This window comes from Streptomyces sp. NPDC046335, assembly GCF_055587985.1.
In genome coordinates this window covers 1-23,087 of record NZ_JBVJFF010000032.1, presented here as the reverse complement: position 1 = coordinate 23,087, position 23,087 = coordinate 1, and the positions used below count along the sequence as shown (strand labels likewise).

The 23,087-nt window shown below is 71.1% G+C and carries 4 protein-coding genes and 1 pseudogene; 3 read left to right on the top strand and 2 right to left on the bottom strand.

Annotated features, from left to right (window positions below; all coding sequences use genetic code 11):
• Positions 1–18 precede the first annotated feature (18 nt).
• Together ACZ6JY_RS40345 and ACZ6JY_RS40340 are read left to right on the top strand one after the other, a co-directional pair.
• Positions 19–411 (top strand): annotated as a pseudogene (locus ACZ6JY_RS40345) (KR domain-containing protein); the annotation flags it as partial.
• Between the two features lie 87 nt (positions 412–498).
• Positions 499–11,592, top strand: coding sequence for a type I polyketide synthase (locus tag ACZ6JY_RS40340; protein ID WP_469204539.1), 11,094 nt, complete (start codon positions 499–501; stop codon positions 11,590–11,592).
• Between the two features lie 685 nt (positions 11,593–12,277).
• On the opposite strand, the gene ACZ6JY_RS40335 is transcribed toward ACZ6JY_RS40340, so the two are convergent.
• Together ACZ6JY_RS40335 and ACZ6JY_RS40330 are read right to left on the bottom strand one after the other, a co-directional pair.
• Positions 12,278–15,466 carry a beta-ketoacyl synthase N-terminal-like domain-containing protein gene (locus ACZ6JY_RS40335; protein WP_469204536.1) on the bottom strand — a complete coding sequence of 1,063 codons (3,189 nt, stop codon included), beginning with the start codon at positions 15,464–15,466 and terminating at the stop codon, positions 12,278–12,280.
• 60 nt (positions 15,467–15,526) lie between these two features.
• The gene (locus ACZ6JY_RS40330; RefSeq protein WP_469204534.1) at positions 15,527–16,321 is read right to left on the bottom strand and encodes an SAM-dependent methyltransferase; all 795 of its coding nucleotides are present in this window, start codon (positions 16,319–16,321) and stop codon (positions 15,527–15,529) included.
• Positions 16,322–17,306: 985 nt separating this feature from the next.
• On the opposite strand from ACZ6JY_RS40330, the gene ACZ6JY_RS40325 reads away from it, so the two are divergent.
• Positions 17,307–23,087: beta-ketoacyl synthase N-terminal-like domain-containing protein (locus tag ACZ6JY_RS40325; protein WP_469204532.1), on the top strand; the 5,781-nt coding region annotated here is incomplete at its 3' end.

Here is a 23,087-nt window from a genome sequence, read left to right as displayed (position 1 = left end):
GCACCCGGCGCAACCGAGCTGCACACCGAACTCACCGCCCTCGGAGCAGACGTCACCATCACCGCCTGCGACACCACCAGCCGCCAGGCCCTGGCCGAGGTCCTCGCCACTGTTCCCGCCGAACACCCCCTCACCACCGTCATCCATGCGGCGGGGGCGGCGCACCACGGACCCATCAGCACCCTCGACCTCGACCAACTCGCCTCGGCGACACACGCCCAAGTCCAGACCGCCTGGCACCTGCACGAGCTCACACGCGCCATTCCCCTGTCCGCCTTTGTGCTCTTCTCCTCGTCCGTGGGCACCTTCGGGGGTACGGATCACGCGTGCTCCGCAGCGGTCAGTGCTCAGATGGACGCCTTGGCCCACCATCGGCGGGCGGCCGGTCTGCCCGCCGTCTCCATCGCTTGGGGCGAATGGGACACATCAGTCAGCAGTCCGGAGAGCGGCAGCGGTACCGCACACGCGGATCTCGACAGGAAAAGTCGCCACACGGGAATGCCGCGTCTGGACCCGGAGTTCGCGTTCAGCGCTGTGTGCCAGTCGCTGGAGCAGGGCGACACGGCCGTCATCATCGCCGAACTGGACTGGCAGCGCTTCGCGCCGCGCGTCGCGTCCGTACGTCCAAGCCCGTTGATCAGCGACGTACCCGAGGCGCGAGAAGCCCTGCGGTCCGCGGAGCAGCACAGCGTCAGCTCCAACGCCTCGCTGGAGTGGCAACGCAAGCTCACCGGTCGGACCCAGGCCGAGCAGACACAGACGCTGACCGATCTGGTCTGCCTGCACGCGGCGGCGACACTCGGGCACCGTTCCGCGGAGGCGGTACGGGGCGACCGCGCTTTCAAGGAGGCGGGTTTCGACTCCGTCGCCGCTGTCGATCTCCGCAACCGGCTACGTGCGGAGACAGCGCTGACGCTGCCCTCGACCCTGGTGTTCGACTACCCCACCCCCGTCGCCCTCGCGCAGTTCCTTCGTACGCGGTTGCTGGGCACGCACGACGTCACGGCTCGACCCGCACCGACCGCGGTCGCGGTCGCGGCGGAGGAACCGATCGCGATCGTCGGGATGGCCTGCCGTTTCCCGGGGGGCGCGTCGTCTCCGGAAGCGTTGTGGGATCTGGTGGCATCAGGCACCGACGCGGTATCGGACTTCCCCACCGACCGGGGCTGGGACCTGGACGGCTTGTACGACCCGGACCCGGACCGGCCGGGCAAGACCTACGTCCGGGAGGGCGGTTTCCTGCGTGAGGCGGGATACTTCGACCCGGCCTTCTTCGGCATCTCGCCCCGGGAAGCCCTGTCGATGGACCCCCAGCAGCGTCTGCTCCTGGAGACCGCCTGGGAGGCCGTGGAGCGGGCAGGCATCGACCCGACCTCGTTGAAGGGAAGCCAGGCCGGCGTTTTCGCGGGCATCGCGGCGCAGGAGTACGTACCGCGTCTCGATGCCGCCCCGAACGGCGTCGAGGGCTACCTGCTGACCGGCAACATGACCAGCGTCGCCTCGGGCCGGGTGGCCTACACCCTGGGCGTGGAAGGCCCAGCGGTCACGGTGGAGACAGCGTGTTCGTCGTCGCTCGTCGCGCTGCATCTGGCCTGCCAGGCACTGCGGTCCGGAGAGTGCTCCATGGCCCTGGCCGGCGGCGTCACAGTGATCGCCACACCGAGTGTGTTCGTGGAGTTCAGCCGCCAGCGTGGTCTGGCCCCCGACGGCCGCTGCAAACCCTTCGCCGCCCACGCCGACGGCACCGGATGGGCCGAGGGCGCCGGCATGCTCCTCCTCGAACCACTGTCACAAGCCCAGCGCAACGGCCACCCCATCCTCGCCCTCGTACGCGGCAGCGCCATCAACCAAGACGGCGCCAGCAACGGACTCACCGCACCCAACGGCCCCGCCCAACAACGCGTCATCCACCAAGCCCTCACCAACGCCCACCTCAACCCCACCGACATCGACGCCGTCGAAGCCCACGGCACCGGCACCACCCTCGGCGACCCCATCGAAGCCCAAGCACTCCTGGCCACCTACGGCCAAAACCGCACCACCGACAACCCCCTATGGCTCGGATCACTCAAATCCAACATCGGTCATACGGGGACCGCGGCCGGTGTGGCGGGTGTGATCAAGATGGTCATGGCGCTGCGGCATGGATCGCTGCCCGAATCCCTGCACATCGACGAACCCACCCCACACGTCGACTGGACCAGCGGCGCGGTGTCACTGCTGACCGAACCCCAGCCCTGGCCCCGCACCGACCGCCCCCGCCGCGCAGCCGTCTCCTCCTTCGGCGTCAGCGGCACCAACGCCCACCTCATCCTCGAACAACCCCCCACCACCGAGGAACCGGCCGACCCCGCACCAGGCGAGAAGGACGACACCCAGCAGGAAAGCGTCCTGCGCTCACCAGTACTGCCCTGGCTGCTCTCCGCCCGTACCGACGAAGCCCTACGCGCCCAGGCCCAGCGCCTTCACACCCACCTCCACAAACACAGCGAGCTCCCACCCGCCGACATCGCCTGGTCCCTGGCCACCACCCGCACCACCTTCGACCACCGCGCAGTCGTCCTCGGCGGTAACCGGGAGGAACTGGTCGCGGGGTTGCGGCGGTTGGCAGCCGGCGAGCCAACTGGAGGGGTGGTCGCGGGCAGGGCGGAGGCTTCGGTGGGGAAGGTCGTCTTCGTCTTCCCCGGTCAGGGTTCGCAGTGGGCGGGCATGGCAGCCGATCTGCTGGATGCCTCGCCCGTCTTCGCCGAGCAGATCGCCGCCTGCGAACAAGCCCTCACACCCCACGTCGACTGGTCACTGACCGACGTGCTCCGCCAGACCGCCGACGCCCCGACGCTGGAACGGGTGGATGTCGTGCAGCCCGTGCTGTTCGCCGTCATGGTGGCGCTCGCACGCATGTGGCAGGCCTGCGGCATCCACCCCGACGCCGTCATCGGCCACAGCCAGGGAGAGATCGCCGCCGCCCACATCGCCGGAGCCCTCACCCTCACCGACGCCGCCACCACCATCGCCCTGCGCAGCCAAGCCCTCGCCCAACTCGCCGGCCACGGCGCCATGGCCTCCCTGACCCTCTCCGAAGAACAGACCCGCCACCAGCTCACCACCTGGCCCGGACAACTCTCCATCGCCGCCGTCAACGGACCCCGCAACGTCATCGTCTCCGGCGACCCCCACACCATCGACGAACTCCTCACCCACTGCCGCCAGCACGACATCCGCGCCCGCCGCATCCCTGTCGACTACGCCTCCCACAGCCCCCACGTCGAGGCAGTCGAAACCCAGATCCGTGACAGCCTGGCCCACATCACCCCCACCACACCCGGCATCCCCCTCCTGTCCACCGTGACCGGCCAGTGGATCACCGAACCCGTCATGGACGCCGACTACTGGTACAACAACCTCCGCCAGCCCGTCCACTTCCATGACGCGCTGCGCACCCTTGACGCGTCAGGCCACCACACCTACATCGAAACCAGCCCCCACCCCGTCCTCACCCACACCATCCACGACACAGCCGACTCCATGGCCCACGGGGCTGAACCAGCTGATGCGAGCGGGGGCGGGAGGGCAACTCAGCCCGTCGTGGTCGGCACGCTGCGCCGGGACGACGAAGGCCCCCGCCGCTTCCTGGCCTCCCTCGCCGAGGCGCACACCCACGGCCTGCCCGTCACGTGGGAGAAGCTCTTCGCCGGAACCGACCCGCGCCGTGTGGACCTGCCGACCTACCCCTTCCAGCATGAGCACTACTGGCTCACGAGTGCCGCCGCCGTGGGTGACGTCGGCGCGGCGGGCCTGGAGTCCACCGAGCATCCGCTACTGAGTGCGGTCGTCCATCTCCCGGATGACGGGCGGGTGTTCACCGGGCGACTTTCCCTGGCCACCCACCCCTGGCTGGCCGACCACAGCATCATGGACACCACCCTCCTCCCCGGTGCCGCCTTCGTGGAACTCGCGCTCCACGCCGGTTCCCAGGTCGGCTGCCCGGAGCTGGAAGAGCTCACCCTCCACGCTCCGCTCGTCCTCGCCGAGCACACCGGCACCCAACTCCAGGTCACCCTCGATCCACCCGACGATGACGGATGCCGCTCCCTGAGCATCCACTCGCGCGAGTACGATCCCGACCACTCCGTCGAGGAGAACATCTGGCGCCGGCACGCGGCGGGCACCCTCGCTCCCGCCGGTGCCGAGGACGACCTGAGGCACTCCCCGCCGAGCGAAACCTGGCCTCCCGCCGACGCCGAGCCCGTTCCGACAGACGACCTCTACCAGGTCCTCGCCCACCGCGGCTTCGCCTATGGCCCGGCCTTCCAGGGTCTGCGGGCCGCCTGGCGGCACGGCGCGGACGTCTACGCCGAGGTCGCCCTTCCCGAGGAACACGCGGACAAGCGCGCATACCGGCTGCATCCGGTCCTGCTCGACGCCGCCCTCCAGGCCACGCTTCTTCCCAGCGTCGCCGATGCCCGCCCGGCGGAGTCCGCGCGCATGCCCTTCCTGTGGCGCCGGGTGTGGTCGCGGGCCTCCGGAACGGACGTCTGGCGCGTTCGGCTGCGCCCCCTCGGCCCGGACGAGATGGCGATCTCAGTCTCCGACGCGTCCGGCGCTCCGGTCGCCGCCGTCGAGGGGCTGATCAGCCGCCCGATCACCCCGGAACAGCTCAGCGCCGCCCGCCCGGCCACCCCGCACGACGACCTGTACCGACTCGACTGGGTCCCGGTGCCCGCCGACCCGACTGCCGACCCCGTCAGCGAGGACCGCTGGGCCGTACTCGACGGTGACCCGCTGGGCCTGGCCGACGCCCTGCACGCGGCGGGCACCGCCGTTGAGGCCCATGACGACATCGCCGCGCTCGTCCGCGCGGTCGAAGCCGGCGCGCCACCCCCACGCACCGCCGTCCTCGGCGTCCACGGCGTCCACGGCATCCACGGGCAGCGGACCGTCGAAGGCGCGCCGCATGACGACGGCGGCAGCCGCGACGGTGCGGGCCTCCTTCCGGCCGCGCGGGAGACTGCGGCACGGGTCCGAGCCGTGGCGTACCGGCTGCTCGACCGGCTCCAAGCCTGGCTGGCGGAGCCCTGCCTCGCCGGCACGCGGCTGATCATCGTCACCCGCGGCGCGGTGGCCACCGGTTCCGGCGATCCCGTGCCCGACATGGCACTCGCTCCGGTCTGGGGCTTGGTCCGTTCCGCCCAGGCCGAACACCCCGACCGGTTCCAACTCGTCGACCTCGACCTCGACATCGACCTCGACCTCGACCTCGGCACCGATACCGCTCCCGATACCGATACCGACAGCGCCTCCCAACTGCCGACGGTCGTCACCAGCGGCGAACCCCAGATGGCCCTCCGGCGCGGGACCGCCCACGCCCCCCGCCTCGTGCGCGCCGCGCGTGCGGGGTCGGCGAGCACAACGCGTACGGGATGGTCCGCCGACCCGGAAGGAACGGTGCTGATCACCGGTGGCACCGGCGCCCTCGGCAGCCTTCTCGCCCAGCATCTGGTCACCCAGCACGGTGCGCGGCATCTCCTCCTGCTCAGCCGCCGGGGCCCGGAGGCTCCGGGCGCGGCCGAACTCCGCGCCCGACTCACCGAGTGCGGTGCCCACGTCACCCTCACCGCCTGTGACGCCGCCGACCCGGCCGCCCTCGCCGACGCGCTCGCGGCCGTCTCCGCCGAGCATCCGCTGACCGCCGTCGTCCACGCCGCGGGCACCCTCGACGACGGCATCCTCACCAGTCTCACGCCCGCCCGTTTCGACACCGTCCTCCGTACCAAGGTCGACGCCGCCCTGAACCTGCACCACCTCACCCGCGACATCGACCTCGCGCACTTCGCTCTCTTCTCCTCGGCGTCCGGCGTCTTCGGCGGGCCGGGCATCGGCAACTACGCGACGGCCAACGTCTTCCTGGACGCTCTGGCGCAGCACCGGCAAGCCGACGGCCTGTCGGCCATCTCCCTGGCCTGGGGCGTGTGGGAGCAGCCGGAGGGGATGGCGGCCCGGTTGGCCGGCGCCGACCTGGCCAGGACGGGACGGGCGGGCATCACGCCCATCCCCGTCGACCAGAGTCTGGCGCTGTTCGACGCGGCTGTCGGCAGGGACGAGGCACTGCTGCTGCCGATGCGTCTCGACATCGCGGCCCTGCGGACACAGGACGCGCCGCTGCTGCGCAAGCTGACGAGCGCCACGCGCCGGGCTTCCGGGACGCGTACCGAGGGCGCGAGCGCGGGGCTGCGCCAACGCCTGTCAGGGCTCGCGGGTCCGGAGCGCGCGGAGGCTGTCCTGGACGTCGTACGCGCGCAGGCGGCAGCCGTCCTCGGGCATCCGACGCCCGACGCGGTCGACGCGGACCGCGCTTTCACGGAGTCGGGGTTCGATTCGCTCACCGCCGTGGAGCTGCGCAACCGCCTGGGCACGGCCACCGGGCTGCGGCTGTCCGCCACGCTCGTCTTCGACCACCCCAGCCCCACGGCTCTCGCCAATCACCTGGTGGCGCGGCTTTCCGAGGCGATCGGCGGTACGCGGAGCCGGGCGCTGCCTGCGCCGGCGGCCGCCGCTCCCTCGGCCGCCGCGTCGTCGGAGCCGATCGCGGTGGTGGGGATGGCCTGCCGGTACCCCGGCGGAGCCTCCTCCCCCGAGGCCCTGTGGAACCTGCTCGCCACCAACCACGACGCCATCGCCGGATTCCCCACCGACCGCGGCTGGGACCTCGACGCACTGTACGACCCCGACCCCGAACAACCAGGCACCTCCTACGCCCGAGAAGGCGGATTCCTCTACGACGTAGCCCACTTCGACCCCACCTTCTTCGGCATCTCCCCCCGCGAAGCACTGGCCACCGACCCCCAACAACGACTCCTCCTGGAAACCGCCTGGGAAGCACTCGAACACGCCGGCATCAACCCCACCACCCTCAAAGGCAGCCGGACCGGTGTGTTCACGGGCTCGACGGGCAACGACTACGCGGCGGGCTGGCCGCAGACCCCCGAGGTCTCCGAGGGCCACCTCATGACCGGCAACCTGGCCAGTGTGGTGTCGGGCCGGGTGTCCTACACGTTGGGGTTGGAGGGCCCGGCGGTCACGGTGGACACCGCGTGCTCGTCGTCGCTGGTGGCGCTGCACCTCGCCTGCCAGGCCCTACGAAACGGTGAATGCTCCCTCGCCCTGGCCGGCGGGGTGACGGTAATCTCGTCGCCGGGCGTGTTCATCGGTTTCAGCCGGCAGCGCGGGCTGGCCCCGGACGGGCGTTGCAAGGCGTTCGCCGCCAGTGGGGACGGCACGGGCATGGCTGAGGGTGCGGGGGTGCTGCTGTTGGAGCCGTTGTCGTTGGCGCGGCGCAACGGGCATCCGGTGCTGGCAGTGGTACGAGGGAGCGCGGTCAACCAGGACGGGGCGAGCAACGGGCTGACGGCTCCGAACGGTCCCGCACAAGAACGGGTGATCCGGCAGGCTCTGGACAGCGCTGGTGTGGCGGCAGCCGATGTCGACGCGGTCGAGGCCCACGGCACCGGCACCAAGCTCGGCGACCCCATCGAAGCCCAGGCACTCCTGGCCACCTACGGCCAAAACCGCACCACGGACAACCCCCTGTGGCTCGGGTCGTTGAAGTCGAACATCGGCCATACCCAGGCCGCGGCAGGTGTGGCGGGTGTGATCAAGATGGTGATGGCCCTGCGGCACGGAGTGCTGCCGAAGACCCTGCACGTGGACGCCCCCACCCCGCACGTCGACTGGAGCAGCGGGGCGGTGTCACTTCTGACCGAACCCCGCCCCTGGCCGCGCACCGACCGCCCCCGCCGCGCCGGCGTCTCCTCCTTCGGCGTCAGCGGCACCAACGCCCACCTCATCCTCGAAGACGCCCCCACCACCGAAGAACCGACCAACCCCACACCCGCCCAGCCACCCGCCCAATCATCCGCACCCGCGCCGGCTTGTATGCCGGTGGTGCCGTGGGTGGTGTCCGGGCGTGGTGAGCAGGCAGTGCGGGAGCAGGCGGCCCGGCTGCGGGCATACCTGGGGGAGCGGCCGGGCTGGCAGGCGGTGGATGTGGGCTGGTCCCTGGCCGGCGGGCGGGCATGTTTCGAAGACCGTGCGGTCGTCCTTGGCCATGATGCGCAAGAGCTGCTGCACGGACTGGAACAGCTCGCCGCCGGACAGCCGGACGGCGTACAGGTGATCACCGGCACCACCACCAGCACCACCGGTGGTGCCGCGAAGGGCCAGGGTCGGGGGCGGGTGGCGTTGTTGTTCACCGGGCAGGGCGCGCAGCGGCTGGGGATGGGGCGCGAGCTGGCCGAGGCCTTTCCCGTCTTCGCCCGCGTGTGGGACGAAGTGTGTGAGCACCTGGAGGGTGAGCTGGAGGGGGTGGGGGAGTTCCGGTTGCGGGAGGTGGTGTGGGCCGAGCCCGGCACCCCCCAGGCCGCGCTCCTGGACCACACCCTCTACACCCAAAGCGGCCTCTTCGCCGTGGAAGTAGCCCTCTACCGCTTGCTGGAACACTGGGGGGTGCGCCCCGACTACCTCCTGGGCCACTCGGTGGGCGAACTGGCCGCCGCCCATGTGGCCGGAGTGTGGTCACTGGCGGATGCGTGCACCGTGGTCGCCGCCCGCGCCCGCCTCATGCAGGCCCTGCCCCCCGGCGGAGCCATGCTCGCCGTGGAAGCCGACGAACCTACCATCACCCAGGCGCTGGCCCCCTACCAGGGGCAGGTATCCCTGGCCGCGGTCAACACCGCACACGCCATGGTCGTCTCCGGCGACAGCGACGCCTTGACCACACTGCGCCGCCAATGGCAGACCGCCGGCTACCGCACCACACCCCTACGCGTCAGCCACGCCTTCCACTCCCACCACATCGACCCCATGCTGGACGACTTCCACACCGTCATCGAACACACCACCCGCCACACCCCCACCCTGCCCGTCCTGTCCAACCTCACCGGACAGCCCCTCACCCCCGACCAGGCCCGCTCCCCCCGCTACTGGACCAACCAAGCACGCACCACCGTCCGCTTCCACGACGCCCTGAACTGGCTCACCCAGCACCACACCACCACCTACCTCGAACTCGGCCCCGACGCCACCCTCACCCCCCTCACCCACACCACCACCAGCGACGCCACCACCAGCACCAGTGACACCACAAACACGCCGCCTCCCCAGCCCCCGGTCATCGCCCCGCTCCTGCGCCGCGACCGCCCAGAAGTACCCACCCTCCTGAACGCCCTGGCCCACGCACACGTACACGGAATGCCCCTCGCCTGGCAAGCGACACTGGCCGACACCGGCGCCCGCCGGATGGAACTGCCCACCTACGCCTTCCAACGCCAGCGCTACTGGCTGGAGGCTCCCCCCGTGCTCCCCGGTGCGGGCTCGGCTGCGGCTCAGGGCGCGGGAGAGGCTCCGTTCTGGGAGGCGATCGAGCAGCAGGATCTGGCAGCTGTGGCGGAGGCCCTTCAGCCGCAGGGCACCGAGCAGCGCTCCAGTCTCGGCGCCGTGCTGCCCATGCTCTCCCAGTGGCGCCGTCGGCAGCGCGAGTGCTCCACCATGGACGGCTGGTGCTACGACGTCGTCTGGAAGCCCGCCCCTTCGTCCCCGCCGCTTCCGAGCGGCCCGTCGGCCGACCACCGGTTCCTGCTGGTCGTGCCGGAGGGCCATGCAGACAGCGCACCGGTCACCGACTGGCTCCGTACTCTCCGCGGCCAAGGCATTCCCCACCAGGTCCTCGCCGTCGACCCCACCGCCGATCGGGAGTACTTCGCCGACCGACTCGCCGCCTCGGTACCGGCGCCGACGCGCATCCTGTCGTTCCTCGCTCTCATCGAAGAGCCCCACCCCGCGCACCCCGCGCTCCCGGTCGGTACGCACGCGACCCTGGCGCTCCTCCACGCTGTCGGCGCAGCGCGGCCGGCGGCTTCGCTGTGGTGTGTCACCCAGAGCGCCGTCAGCGTGAGCAGCCAGGACCCGCTCAACCAGCCCGCGCAGGCTCTCGTATGGGGACTTGGCCGTACCGCCGCCCTTGAGCAGCCCCACCAGTGGGGCGGCCTCATCGACCACTCCGCCACGGCCGGATGTGCCGAGACTCTGCTCGCGACCGCGCTCCGGCACATCACCGTTCCCGGCTCTCACCCCAACCGGCAGAACCAGTTGGCCGTCCGTCCTCAGGGCCTGCACACGCCGCGTCTGCGGCATGCCGCTCCCCCGCCGACGGTCTCTCCGACGGCCTGGGACTCCGCGGGCACCACCCTGATCACCGGCGGCACCGGCGCTCTCGGGGCCCAGGTCGCCCGGCGCCTCGCCGCCGAGGGCGCCCCGCACCTCGTACTGGTGAGCCGCCGCGGCTTGGATGCTCCCGGCGCGGCCGAACTCAGCGCCGGGTTGGCCGAGTCGGGCGCGCGCGTCACCGTCGTCGCCTGCGATGCCGCGGACCGGGACGCCCTCACCCGGGTTCTCGAGGACATCCCCGCCGACCTCCCGCTGACCACCGTCGTCCACGCCGCGGGCGTCCTCAACGACGCCACTCTCGCCAACACCACCTCAGAACAGGTGGCGGACACGCTGCGGGCCAAGAAGGAAGCGGCCGACAACCTCCATCACCTCACCCGGAGTCTCCCCCTCTCCCAGTTCGTCCTCTTCTCGTCGGCCGCGGCCACCTGGGGCAGTCCCGGTCAGGCGGGGTACGCGGCCGCCAACGCCTACCTCGACGCCCTTGCCCACCACCGCCACGCCGCCGGCCTGCCCGCGGTCTCCGTCGCCTGGGGGCCGTGGGCCGAAGCCGGCATGGCCGCTTCCACCGGCTCCCGCCGACCCGCGCCGCGCCATGGCCTCATTCCGCTGCCGCCCGGTCTCGCCGCCGCGGCCCTTCAGCGCGCGCACCAGCACGGCGCCTGCGTCACCATCGCCGACATCGACTGGGCCGACCTCGTCCCGAGCCTCACCGCCACCCACCCGCATCCCCTTCTCTCGGAGATCCCCGAGGCGCGTGCCCACATGACCGCGTCCGAGGAAGCCGCGCCCACCGACCCGTCGGACACGTTGCGCCGGCGGCTCAGCGCGCTGCCGCCCGACAAGCGGGAGCCCGCGGTGCTGCAGTTCGTCCGGGGCGAGGCCGCCACCGCCCTGGGGCATCGCACACCCGAGGCGGTACCGGCGGACCGGGGGTTCCTGGAGTCGGGTTTCGACTCCCTGACGGCTGTAGACCTGCGGAACCGGCTGACAGCGGCGACCGGCCTGCGACTGCCGGCCACCTTGATCTTCGACTACCCCGCCCCCGACGCCCTCGCCCGCCATGTGCTGAGTACCGCATTCTCCGACCTCTGCCCGGCCGCTGCCCGCAACGGAAGCGACCGACAGGACACCGTCGACTTGCCCCTGAGCCGCGAGAGCGACGTCCGAGCGGCCATGGCGTCCATCCCGCTGGGCGAGTTGCGGGCGGCCGGGCTGCTGGAGCCATTGCTACGGCTGGCCGACGTACGCGGGGAGGCGTCCCTTCCGGCCGAGGACGCCCCGGCGGAGGTTCTCGACTCCATGGATCTCGACAGCCTTGTCGATATGGCCCTTGAGGCACCGGGTTCCGACCCGGAAAGCGACCTCTGAGCCAGCCGGCGCGGAGCGTTCCCGGCCGCCGCTGACGGCGCGTACGAGAGGCGGTCCGCGCAGGGCCGCCAGCCCCGCATGCGTGCGTCCGGCCGGGTCTTCACCGGGCGGCTCGCGGGTGAGGATGTCGTCGTCCACCGCACCAGAGGCGGCCGGCTGCGCACCACCCGCCCGTACTGTCCGCATCTGGGGCCCACCTCGGGCACGGCGGCGGGCCGGTCGCCGGGGAGGACGTCATCTGCCCCTTCCACCACTTCGTCTGGCGCCCGCCGCGGCGCTCACCCCGGAGGAGCCAGGTCGGATGCGGCTCAGGCTGACGACGTCCGCGAGGATCGGTCGCGGGCGGGAGCCGCGCTCGCGCCCGCCCTCTTCCACCTGGTCTGCTTCGTCACCGAGAGGCAGGTGAAGCAGGACTACCCGATCTGGGAGAACAGAGCGGCCCGCCGCCCTTCCAAGGATCGCCGCGGGTGATGGGCCCATCATGCTGATGCGGCGCTGGGCGCAGCAGTTCTGGGGGACGTACGCGGGCGGAGCGCCGCGGGGGCTTCCGCGGGGGTCGTCGAACGCGCCTCTGCGCAGCCATTACGCGGCGGCCCCGGAGCGGACGGCGCCTCCCCGCCGCTGCCGGGAGGTGTCCGCCGAGCCGGGGCCCGCTGAGGCGTCCGGTGATCCGCCGCGCGTCGGCTCAGACGGCGCCGGGTCCGCGGCGGGTGCTGGGGTGCGGGGCCCCGGCACTCGGCGCGGCATCGGACAGCAGGGCGCTGAGGAGTCGGCGCGCCTGTTCGCGCAGCGCCTCCTCGGTCTTGGCGGAGAGCAGCCATGGCACGAGGGACGGGGCGAGCACCGCGGGCGGGGCCGCCTTCCTGGCCGCGGGGATGGCGGGTTGCGGTGGAGCCTGCTCCAGGATCACGTGCGCGTTGGTGCCGCTGATGCCGAAGGACGACACGCCCGCCCTGCGGGGGCGGCCGTGGCACGGCCAGGGCCGCGGTTCGCCGAGCAGTCCGAGGGCCCCGGACGACCAGTCCACGTAGGGGGAGGGCTCGTCGATGTGCAGGGTCTGGGGCAGCACTCCGTGGCGGATGGCCTGCACCATCTTGATCACGCCTGCCACACCGGCGGCGGCCTGGGTGTGGCCGAGATTGGACTTCAGCGATCCGAGCCACAGCGGCCGGTCGGCGGGGCGGCCCTGCCCGTAGGCGGCCAACAGGGCCTGGGCCTCGATCGGGTCGCCGAGCTTGGTGCCGGTCCCGTGCGCCTCCACGGCGTCCACCTCGGCCGGCTCCACTCCCGCGTTGGCCAGTGCCTCCCGGATGACGCGTTGCTGCGCCGGCCCGTTGGGTGCCGAGAGGCCGTTGCTCGCGCCATCCTGGTTGACCGCTGATCCGCGGACGACCGCGAGCACGGGGTGTCCGTTGCGCCGGGCGTCCGACAGCCGTTCCAGCAGCAGGATGCCCGCGCCCTCGGCGAGACCGAAGCCGTCGGCCGAGGCGGCGAACGCCTTGCACCGGCCGTCGGGGGCCAGCGCCCGCTGCCGGGAGAACTCCACGAACATACCCAGCGTGGACATGACCGTCGCGCCTCCGGCGAGCGCGAGCCCGCATTCGCCGTGCCGGAGGGCCTGAACAGCCAGGTGCAGGGCGACCAGTGAGGAGGAGCAGGCGGTGTCCACGGTGATCGCCGCGCCCTCCAGGCCCAGGGTGTAGGCCAGCCGCCCGGAGGCGACGCTGCCGGTGTTGCCGGTCAGCAGGTGGCCGCCGGATTCGGCGCCCTCGTCCAGGCGGGGACCGTAGTCCATGGTCATCGCACCGATGAACACCCCGGTCCGGCTGCCGCGCAGCGAAGGCACCTCGATGGCCGCCCGTTCGACGGCCTCCCACGCCGTTTCGAGGAGCAGCCGCTGCTGGGGGTCCATCGCCAGCGCCTCGCGCGGCGAGATGCCGAAGAAGCTGGCGTCGAACTGGTCGACATCGTGGAGGAAACCGGCTTCGCGCTGGTAGTAGCGGGCCGGGACGCTCGGCTCCGGATCGTACGCGCCGGCGATGTCCCAGCCACGGTTGGCCGGAAACGCCGTGACGGCGTCGGTGCCGTCGGACACCAGCCGCCACAGCTCGTCGGGGCTCGCGACGCCGCCGGGATAGCGGCATGCCATGCCCACGATCGCCACCGGTTCGGCGGGGTCCGGCGGGGCGCCGGCCTGGGCCGCCGCCGGGTGGGCGGGAGTCTGGGAGGCACCGGTGAGCTCGGTGTGCAGGAACTCCGCGAGCGCGGCGGGCGTCGGGTGGTCGAAGACCACCGTGGCGGGGAACGGGGCGCTCGTCGCCGCGACGATCCGATGGCGCAGCTCCACCGCTGTCACGGAGTCGACGCCCAGTTCGAGGAAGGGGACTGACGCCCGGTCGGCGCTCACCGCGCCGGGCTTCCCCAGCACCGCCGCGAGCTCGCGGTCCACCAGTGCCAGCAGCTCCGCGCGCTGCTCGCGGCCCGGCAGTCCGGCCAGCCGGTCCCGCAGCGGGGCTCCGGTGGTCACCGGGTCGTACGCGCTCAAGGCCGTGAGGTCCAGCGGCGGTTCCGTCCCGGGCCCGGGATGTGCGGCGAACACCCGCTCCCAGTCGGGGGTGACACCGTGGGCACACAGTTCCCCGAGCGAGGTGAGGAACCGGGCGTGGCCGCCTTGGTCCCGGCGCAGCGTTCCGCAGACGAGGGCGTCGCTGCGGGCCGCTTCGGCGCCGGCCTGGAGGGCGGAGGTCAGGACGGTGTGCGGGCTGACCTCCAGCAGCACCCCGTACCCGGCGCGCAGCAGGGCCCGCGCGGCCTCTTCGAACCGCACGGTGCCGCGCAGGTTGCGGCACCAGTAGTCGGCGTCGAGCCGAGGGTCCGGGAGCAGGTCTCCGGCCAGTGCGGAGTAGTACGGGAGGGCTGCGGGGCGCGGCCGGACGGGTGCCAGGTCCGTGCGCAGGCGCGGAAGGATCTCGTCGATGTGCGGGGAGTGCGCCGCGAGCCCCACGGTGATCGTGCGGGCGCGCACTCCGGTCGCGGTGAGGTCCGTCAGCAGTTCCGCCGCGGCGTCGGCGTCTCCGGAGACGATCAGCGACCGGGGGCCGTTGACCGCGGCGATGACCAGGCGGCCTTCCCAGCGCGCCAGCCGGGGCTCGACCTCGTCCGCCGAGGCCAGTACGGAGACCATCTCGCCGCGCCCCGCGAGCGTCGCCTGCGCCTGGCTCCAGAGCGCCACCACGCGCGCGGAGTCCTCCAGCGACAGGGCGCCGGAGACGGCGGCGGCCGTGACCTCGCCCACGCTGTGGCCGAGTACCGCGTCAGGCCGCACACCGTGGCTCTCCCACAACGCGGCCAGGGACACCATCACGGCGAACAGGGCGGGCTGCACGACATCCGCGCGGTCCAGGCCGGGCGCGCCGGGGTTGCCGCGTACCGCGTCCATGAGCGACCAGTCGATGAACGGTTCCAGCGCCTGGGCGCAGTCGTCCATCCGGTCACGGAACTCCGGTGCGGCATGGAGCAGTTCGCGGGCCATGCCGGGCCACTGGGCGCCCTGGCCGGGGAAGACGAAGGCGATCGGGCCCGCGGTGCCCCGGCCCTCGACCAGGCCGAGCGCCCCGCGCCCCTCGGCGAGCGCCGCCAGCCGCTCCAGGAAGTCGTCGCGGTCCTCCGCGACCAGCGCCGCGCGCGTCATCCCGTCCGAGGCCGATCCGTCGAGCGCGGCCCCGGCGAGCGTGCGGCCCACATCCGCGGGCCGCCAGTCGGTCCGGGACGCCAGGTACTGCCGCAGGGAGCCCGCCCTGGCCGCCAGCGCGTCCTTGCCGGCCGCCCGGAGCATCCACAGCACGGGAGCCACCGCGCCGGTTTCCTGCACCATCGCCTCTGAACTCCTTTGCCTTCGTCGCGAGTCGGGTCCGCACCGCAGGGGGACGACCCCTCAACGCTTCCTGGCGGTGAGCAGCACGTACGTCCCGGGGACATCACCCGCTCCCGGGAGGTTCTCCATCACCTGCTCGCCGTAGGTCTCGCTCAGCTGCCGGGCGAGCATCTCCCCGTTGCGGGCCGTGTTCGCGTTGATATCGAGGCTCTCCTCGACATCGAATCCGGCCGCCTCCAGCAGCGACAGCAGTTCGTCGTGGCTGACCAGCGTGATCATCCACTGCTGCCGCACGTTCTCCAGCATGCCGGTGAGGTTCTCGGTGTTCTCCTCGGGCCGGAGGAAGTCCGTCAGGGCCAATCGGGCGCCGGGGCGGAGCGTGCGGGCGATCTCCCGCAGCGCGGCGGCCCGGTCCATGTGCGGGAAGCTCTCCAGCGCCCAGGCGGCGTCGAACGATTCGTCGGCGAACGGCAGTCTGTCGGTGGCGTCCGCGAGGTGGAACTCCGCCCGGTCCTCGAGCCCTTCGGCGCGCGCCTGCTCCTCGCATGCCGCCACTTGGCAGGAACTGACCGTGACGCCCGTGACGCGGGCTCCCGTGGCCCGGGCGTAGCGCAGGGTCGGGCCCCCCAGGCCACATCCGATGTCGAGAAACCGGCCGGCGGGGGTGAGCCGCACGCGTTCGGTCATCATGTCGGTGAGCCGGTCCTGGGCTTGCTCGGCGGTGCTCTGGTCCTCGGGGCCCGACCAGTAGCCGAAGTGCATGTTCTTCCCGACGAAGAGCCGGTCGGCGAAGGGGTGGATCTGGTCGTACAGCACACCGACTTCGTGGCCGGCGGGAAAGTCCGCGTCCGTCATCGAGCCCTCCTGTGTTCACACTGATCTGGGGCGGGACAGCTCAGCTGCCCTTGGGTCCGGCCGTACCGGGGAAGCTCGCGGGCGGGCCGGGAGAACCGTCGCGGACCGCGCACCGTACGGAACCGTGTTCCAGCGCGATATTCCGGCACGTCGTTGCGGCACGTCGTTCCGGCGGAAGCACCGGTGGACGCGCCGGTGAAGACGTCTGAGATCGGCAGAGGCCTTTCGGCCCGGACTTCACGGGAAGTCCATGGGAGGAATGTCTTCCTTTGCGAGCAGGCCCATCGGGCCATATGGCCGGTATCACGAGATCCCACTCGCTGTCAGGCTCCGTCATGCGCCGATGCCACGTGCTCACAGACCATACAGGGATTCACCTTATCCATCGCGGTCGAGTACCTCAACCCTTATCCGTCCTTTGTGGGCCCCTTACCCACCTTTCCCCAAACCATTGCGGAGCGTCCTTTTATCGGCATCGGAATGGTGCACATCTGTTCACCCCTACACACCCGCCTATCGCCCACCACCCCATTCGGTCATCCGCAGCCTCAATCGGTCACTTACGATTCATAATCGAACCCATTCTTCCCAGTGTTGCCACATGCGTACGAATGCCGGAGTTTTTCTACCGGATAGAGGACTTGCGAAGGCGCTCTCACACGGCCAATCTGATAAGCGTCTCTGGGGTTCTGCGGCATCCTCATGCCTCGGCACCGAGGTGCGGCCGAAACACGGAAATGACCGGCACATGATGAGCGGTTTTTCGGGGATCGAGCGACCTCGCCTGGCGACGGTTTCGGCATAGTGCGGTGCGTGTCTCGCGCACGGCGAATACGCGGGGGCAGGACGGAAAGAATAGAAGCCCCAACATGACGCCACCGCGAGAACAGGTCGGCGCGCTTGAATGTCTTGCGCGCCATGCGCCCTGCCGACATGGCGTCTGAAGCCTTCTGTATTCTCACACGGAGAGGGAATTCACATAGTGGTGACTTCAGCTGACGAGAAGGTCGCCAAAGCCCTCCGGGCATCCCTCAGAGAGATCGAAAGGCTTCGACGCACAAACCAGAACCTGATCGCCGCGTCCGCGGAGCCGATCGCCATCGTGGGCATGTCCTGCCGCTTCCCGGGCGGAGCGGCGTCCCCGGAGTCGTTCTGGGAGCTCCTGGCCGCGGGCCGGGACGCCATCTCGGAGTTCCCGGTCGACCGCGGCTGGGACCTCGCGGGACTGTACGACCCGGACCCGGACCACCCGGGCACGTCCTATGTCCGTGAGGGCGGTTTCCTCCACGACGCGACCGAGTTCGACGCCGCCTTCTTCGGCATCTCACCCCGCGAGGCACTGGCCACCGACCCGCAGCAGCGGCTGCTACTGGAGACGGCCTGGGAGGCCATCGAGCGAGCCGGTATCTCCCCGGTCGCCCTCAAGGGCAGCCGGACGGGAACCTTCGTCGGCTATGCGGGCCACGACTACGCCGCACGGCTCCATGACGTACCGGACGGCCTTGAGGGCTACCTGGGAACCGGCAGCGCGAGCAGTGTCGCGTCGGGCCGGGTGGCGTACACCCTGGGGCTGGAGGGTCCGGCACTCACGGTCGACACGGCGTGCTCGTCGTCACTGGTGGCGCTGCACCTGGCCTGCCAGGCCCTGCGCAACGGGGAGTGCTCCATGGCCCTGGCGGGTGGGGCGACGGTGATGGCCGCGCCGTTCCGATTCGTCGAGTTCAGCCGGCAGCGGGGACTGGCCTCGGACGGGCGGTGCAAGGCGTTCGCGGCGGGCGCGGACGGTACGGGGTGGGCCGAGGGCGCGGGCATGCTGCTCCTTCAGCCGCTGTCCCAGGCCCAGCGCGACGGCCGCCCGGTGCTGGCCCTGGTACGCGGTAGTGCCGTCAACCAGGACGGGGCCAGCAGTGGCCTGACCGCGCCGAACGGCCCCGCCCAGCAACGGGTGATCCGCCAGGCCCTGGCCAACGCCGGGCTCACGGCAGCCGACATCGACGCGGTCGAGGCCCATGGCACCGGCACGACTCTCGGCGACCCCATCGAGGCCCAGGCGCTGCTGGCCGCGTACGGCAGGGACCGGCCCGCCGAACGGCCCCTGCGGATCGGGTCGGTGAAGTCGAACATCGGCCACACCCAGGCCGCCGCAGGGGTGGCGGGCGTCATCAAGATGGTCATGGCCCTGCGCAACGAGACCCTGCCCCAGACCCTGCACGTGGACGCGCCCACCCCGCACGTGGACTGGTCCACCGGAGCCCTCGACCTGCTCGCCGAGGCGCGGCCGTGGCCCCCCGCGGACCGTCCGCGCCGCGCCGGCGTCTCCTCGTTCGGCGTCAGCGGCACCAACGCCCACATCATCCTCGAACAGCCCCCGGCACCCGGCAATCCGGCCGCGGGCCAGACACCGCCCGCCCGGGACGGCGATGCGGAGCCCGAGCCGGTATTGGAGGCGGAGACCATCCCGTGGTTGGTCTCGGGACGCGACGAGGGCGCGCTCCGGGAACAGGCAGCGCGCCTGCGGAACCATGTGAACGACCGCCCTGAGCTGGCTCCGCGCGATGTTGGCTGGTCCCTGGCCACCACCCGCACCACCTTCGAGCACCGCGCAGTCGTCCTCGGCCGCGACCGGGAGGAACTGCTCGCCGGGCTTGAGCAGTTGGCCGCCCGAGTCCCTTCCGCACACGTGGTCACCGGCGTCGCCACCGGGCTGGCGGGCAAGTCGGTGTTCGTCTTTCCGGGTCAGGGTTCTCAGTGGGCGGGCATGGCAGCCGACCTGCTGGATGCCTCACCGGTGTTCGCCGGGCAGATCGCCGCGTGTGAGGAGGCGCTGGCCCCGCATGTCGACTGGTCGCTGACCGACGTGCTCCGCCAGACCGCCGACGCCCCGGCGCTGGAACGGGTGGATGTCGTGCAGCCCGTGCTGTTCGCCGTGATGGTGGCACTGGCCCGCATGTGGCAGGCCTGCGGTATTCACCCCGATGCCGTCATCGGCCACAGCCAGGGAGAGATCGCCGCCGCCCACATCGCCGGAGCCCTCACCCTCACCGACGCCGCCACCACCATCGCCCTGCGCAGCCAGGCCCTCGCCCAACTCGCCGGCCACGGCGCCATGTGCTCCCTGACCCTCTCCGAAGAACAAACCCGCCACCACCTCGCCACCTGGCCCGGACAACTCTCCATCGCCGCCGTCAACGGACCCCGCAACGTCATCGTCTCCGGCGACCCCCACACCATCGAGGAGCTCCTCACCCACTGCACCGAGCACAAGATCCGCGCCCGCCGTATTCCTGTCGACTATGCCTCCCACAGCTCCCACGTCGAGGCAGTCGAAACGCAGATCCGTGACAGCCTGGCCCATCTCGCCCCCGCCGCACCCGGCATTCCCCTCCTGTCCACCGTGACCGGTCAGTGGATCACCGAACCCGTCATGGACGCCGACTACTGGTACAACAACCTCCGCCAGCCCGTCCACTTCCACGACGCGCTGCGCACCCTTGACGCGTCAGGTCACCACACCTACATCGAAACCAGCCCCCACCCCGTCCTCACCCACACCATCCACGACACAGCCGACTCCACGGCCCACGGGGCTGAACCAGCCGGTGTAAGCGGGGGCGGGAGGGCGACTCAGCCCGTCGTAATGGGCACGCTGCGCCGGGACGAGGAAGGCCCCCGCCGTTTCCTGGCCTCCCTGGCCGAGGCGCACACCCACGGCCTGCCCGTCACGTGGGAGCCGGTACTCACCGGTGCCACCCCCTGCCAGGTCGACCTGCCGACCTACCCCTTCCAACGCCAGCGGTACTGGCTCGACGCCCCGGCCCCCACGGGCGATGTCACCGCCGCGGGACTGCACACCACCACCCACCCCCTCCTCGGCGCCACCGTCCAACTCGCCGACACCGACACCCACATCTACACCGCACGCCTCTCCCTCACCACCCACCCCTGGCTCGCCGACCACTCCGTCATGGACACCGTCCTCCTCCCCGGCACCGCACTCGTCGAACTCGCCCTCCACGCCGCCACCCACACAGACCACCCCCACCTCGAAGAACTCACCCTCCACACCCCCCTCACCCTCCCCCACCACACCGACACCCAACTCCAACTCACCATCAACCCACCCGACACCAACCAACGACGCACCCTCACCATCCACTCACGCACCACCCCACCCCACGACGAAGCGGATGGGGACACGGCGCAGGACACTGGCTGGCGTCAGCATGCCACCGGAATCCTGGCCGCGGACAACGCCGATGAGCACGCCTCCAACATCGGTGGCGACGAGCCTTGGCTCCCCACCGGGGCCCGGCGGCTACCGACCGATGACTTCTACCAGCGCTTGGCCGGCCGCGACTTCGCCTACGGCCCCGCCTTCCAGGGCCTGACCGCTGCCTGGCGTGACGGCGACGAGATCTTCGCCGAGGTGGCGCTCCCCGAGAGCCACGCGCATGAGGCCAGCAGCTACACCCTGCACCCTGCCCTCTTCGACGCCGCCTTGCACGCGGTCAGTTTCACCGTCGTGGACGAGGGTGAGTCGCCGGAAGACGCGAGCCGCGGGCGGCTGCCGTTCTCCTGGGAACACGTAACCATCCACGCCGCGGGCGCCTCCGCCTTGCGGGTACGAGTGACTCCCCGCGGCCCGGACGCCGTGGCCGTGTCCATCACAGATCTCGCCAACGCCCCCGTGGCCACCATCGGGCGCCTGGTCACTCGCCCGATCAACTATGCCCAGTTGGAGGCAGCTCGTCCGGTCGGCGGTGACCATCTGTACCACGTGGAATGGACCGAGGTCCTGGACCCACCGGCTCCCCGTGTCGCCGAGGGTGAGCGTTGGGCTGTGGTGGATGCCGATCCGTTGGGCGTCTCCGCCGCGCTGACCACCGCCGGTGTCCCTGTCGACACCCACGACGACCTGACAGCCCTGATCCACTGCCTGGACACCGGCACACCCCCACCTCGCATCGCCATTCTCAACGTCCACGACTGGCACACCAACAACGAAACCCACCCCACCAGCAACGGCAGCAGCGATAGCGGTGACGGCAGTGGTGTTCAGCATCCGTCCGGGACGATCGCGGCGGCCCAGGAAACCGCACGACACGTACACACCGTCGCACAACGACTCCTGGCATGGGTACAGGCATGGCTGGCCGAACCCCGCCTCACCGACACCCGCCTGATCATCATCACCCGGCACGCCCTCACCACCGCCCCCCACGACCCCGCACCCGACCTCGCCCACGCCCCCATCTGGGGCATGATCCGCACCGCCCAAGCCGAACACCCCCACCGCTTCCACCTCATCGACCTCGACACCACCACATCCCTCACCCAAGCCATCACCACCGCACTCACCACCGAAGAACCCCAACTCGCCCTACGCACCAACACCCTCCTCACACCACGACTCCAACACACCTCCAAAACCACCACACTCACCCCACCCACCGACGGCTCACACTGGCGACTGGACTGCCCACACAAGGGATCCCTCGACAACCTCGCCCTCATCCCGTTCCCCGAAGCAACCCAACCACTGACCCCCGGACAGGTCCGCATCGCAGTACACGCCGCAGGACTGAACTTCCGCGACATCCTCAACGCCCTCAACATGATCCCCAACGCCGGACCCATCGGCGTCGAAGGCGCAGGCACCGTCGTAGAAACAGCACCCGACGTCACCGACCTCACCCCCGGCGACCGCGTCATGGGCCTCATCCCCGGCGCCTTCGGACCCACCGCAATCAGCAACCGCACATCACTGACACCCATCCCCGACCACATGACCTACCAGCAAGCAGCCGCCATCCCCGTCGTCTTCCTCACCGCCTACTACGCCCTGGTCGACCTCGCCGACCTCCACACCGGCCAATCCATCCTCATCCACGCCGGAACCGGCGGCGTCGGCATGGCAGCCATCCAACTCGCCCACCACCTCGGCGCCGAGGTCTACGCCACCGCCCACCCCACCAAATGGGCCACCCTGCGCGCCATGGGCCTGGACGACGACCACATCGCCTCATCCCGCACCCTCGACTTCCGCCAACACATCCTCACCACCACCCACCACCACGGCGTCGACACCGTCCTCAACGCCCTCACCCACGACTTCATCGACGCCTCACTCGACACCCTCCCCCGCGGCGGCCACTTCCTCGAAATGGGCAAGACCGACCTGCGCGACCCCCACCAGCTCGCCCAGACCCACCCCGGCGTCAACTACCACGCCTTCGAACTCGGCCACGTAGGACCGCAACGACTGAACAACATGCTCACCGAAGTACTCGCACTGTTTGAGAACGGAGCACTCCAGCCGCTTCCCCTAACCACGTGGGACGTGCGCCAAGGCGTCCACGCCTTCCGCCACCTCAGCCAGGCCCACCACACCGGCAAAATCGTCCTCACCCTGCCCACACCCCCCACACCCGACCCGCACGGCACCGTACTCATCACCGGCGGCACCGGAACCCTCGGCTCACTCCTCGCCCGCCACCTCGTCACCCAGCACGGCGCCCGCCACCTCCTGCTCCTCAGCCGCCAAGGCCCCAACGCCCCCGGCGCCCCGGACCTCCACACCCACCTCACCCACCACGGCGCCCACGTCACCATCACCGCCTGCGACACCGCCGACCCCACCGCACTCGCCCACGCACTGGACACCATCCCCACCGAACACCCCCTCACCGCCGTCTACCACACCGCCGGCACCCTCGACGACGGCATCCTCACCAGCCTCACCCCCCAACGCCTCACCACCGTCCTG

Bases quoted from the DNA above. Each gene is read 5' to 3' on its own strand.
- ACZ6JY_RS40340 (WP_469204539.1), top strand. From the start codon at position 499: ATGCCGCGTCTGGACCCGGAGTTCGCGTTCAGCGCTGTGTGCCAGTCG.
- ACZ6JY_RS40335 (WP_469204536.1), bottom strand. From the start codon at position 15,466: ATGGTGCAGGAAACCGGCGCGGTGGCTCCCGTGCTGTGGATGCTCCGG.
- ACZ6JY_RS40330 (WP_469204534.1), bottom strand. From the start codon at position 16,321: ATGACGGACGCGGACTTTCCCGCCGGCCACGAAGTCGGTGTGCTGTAC.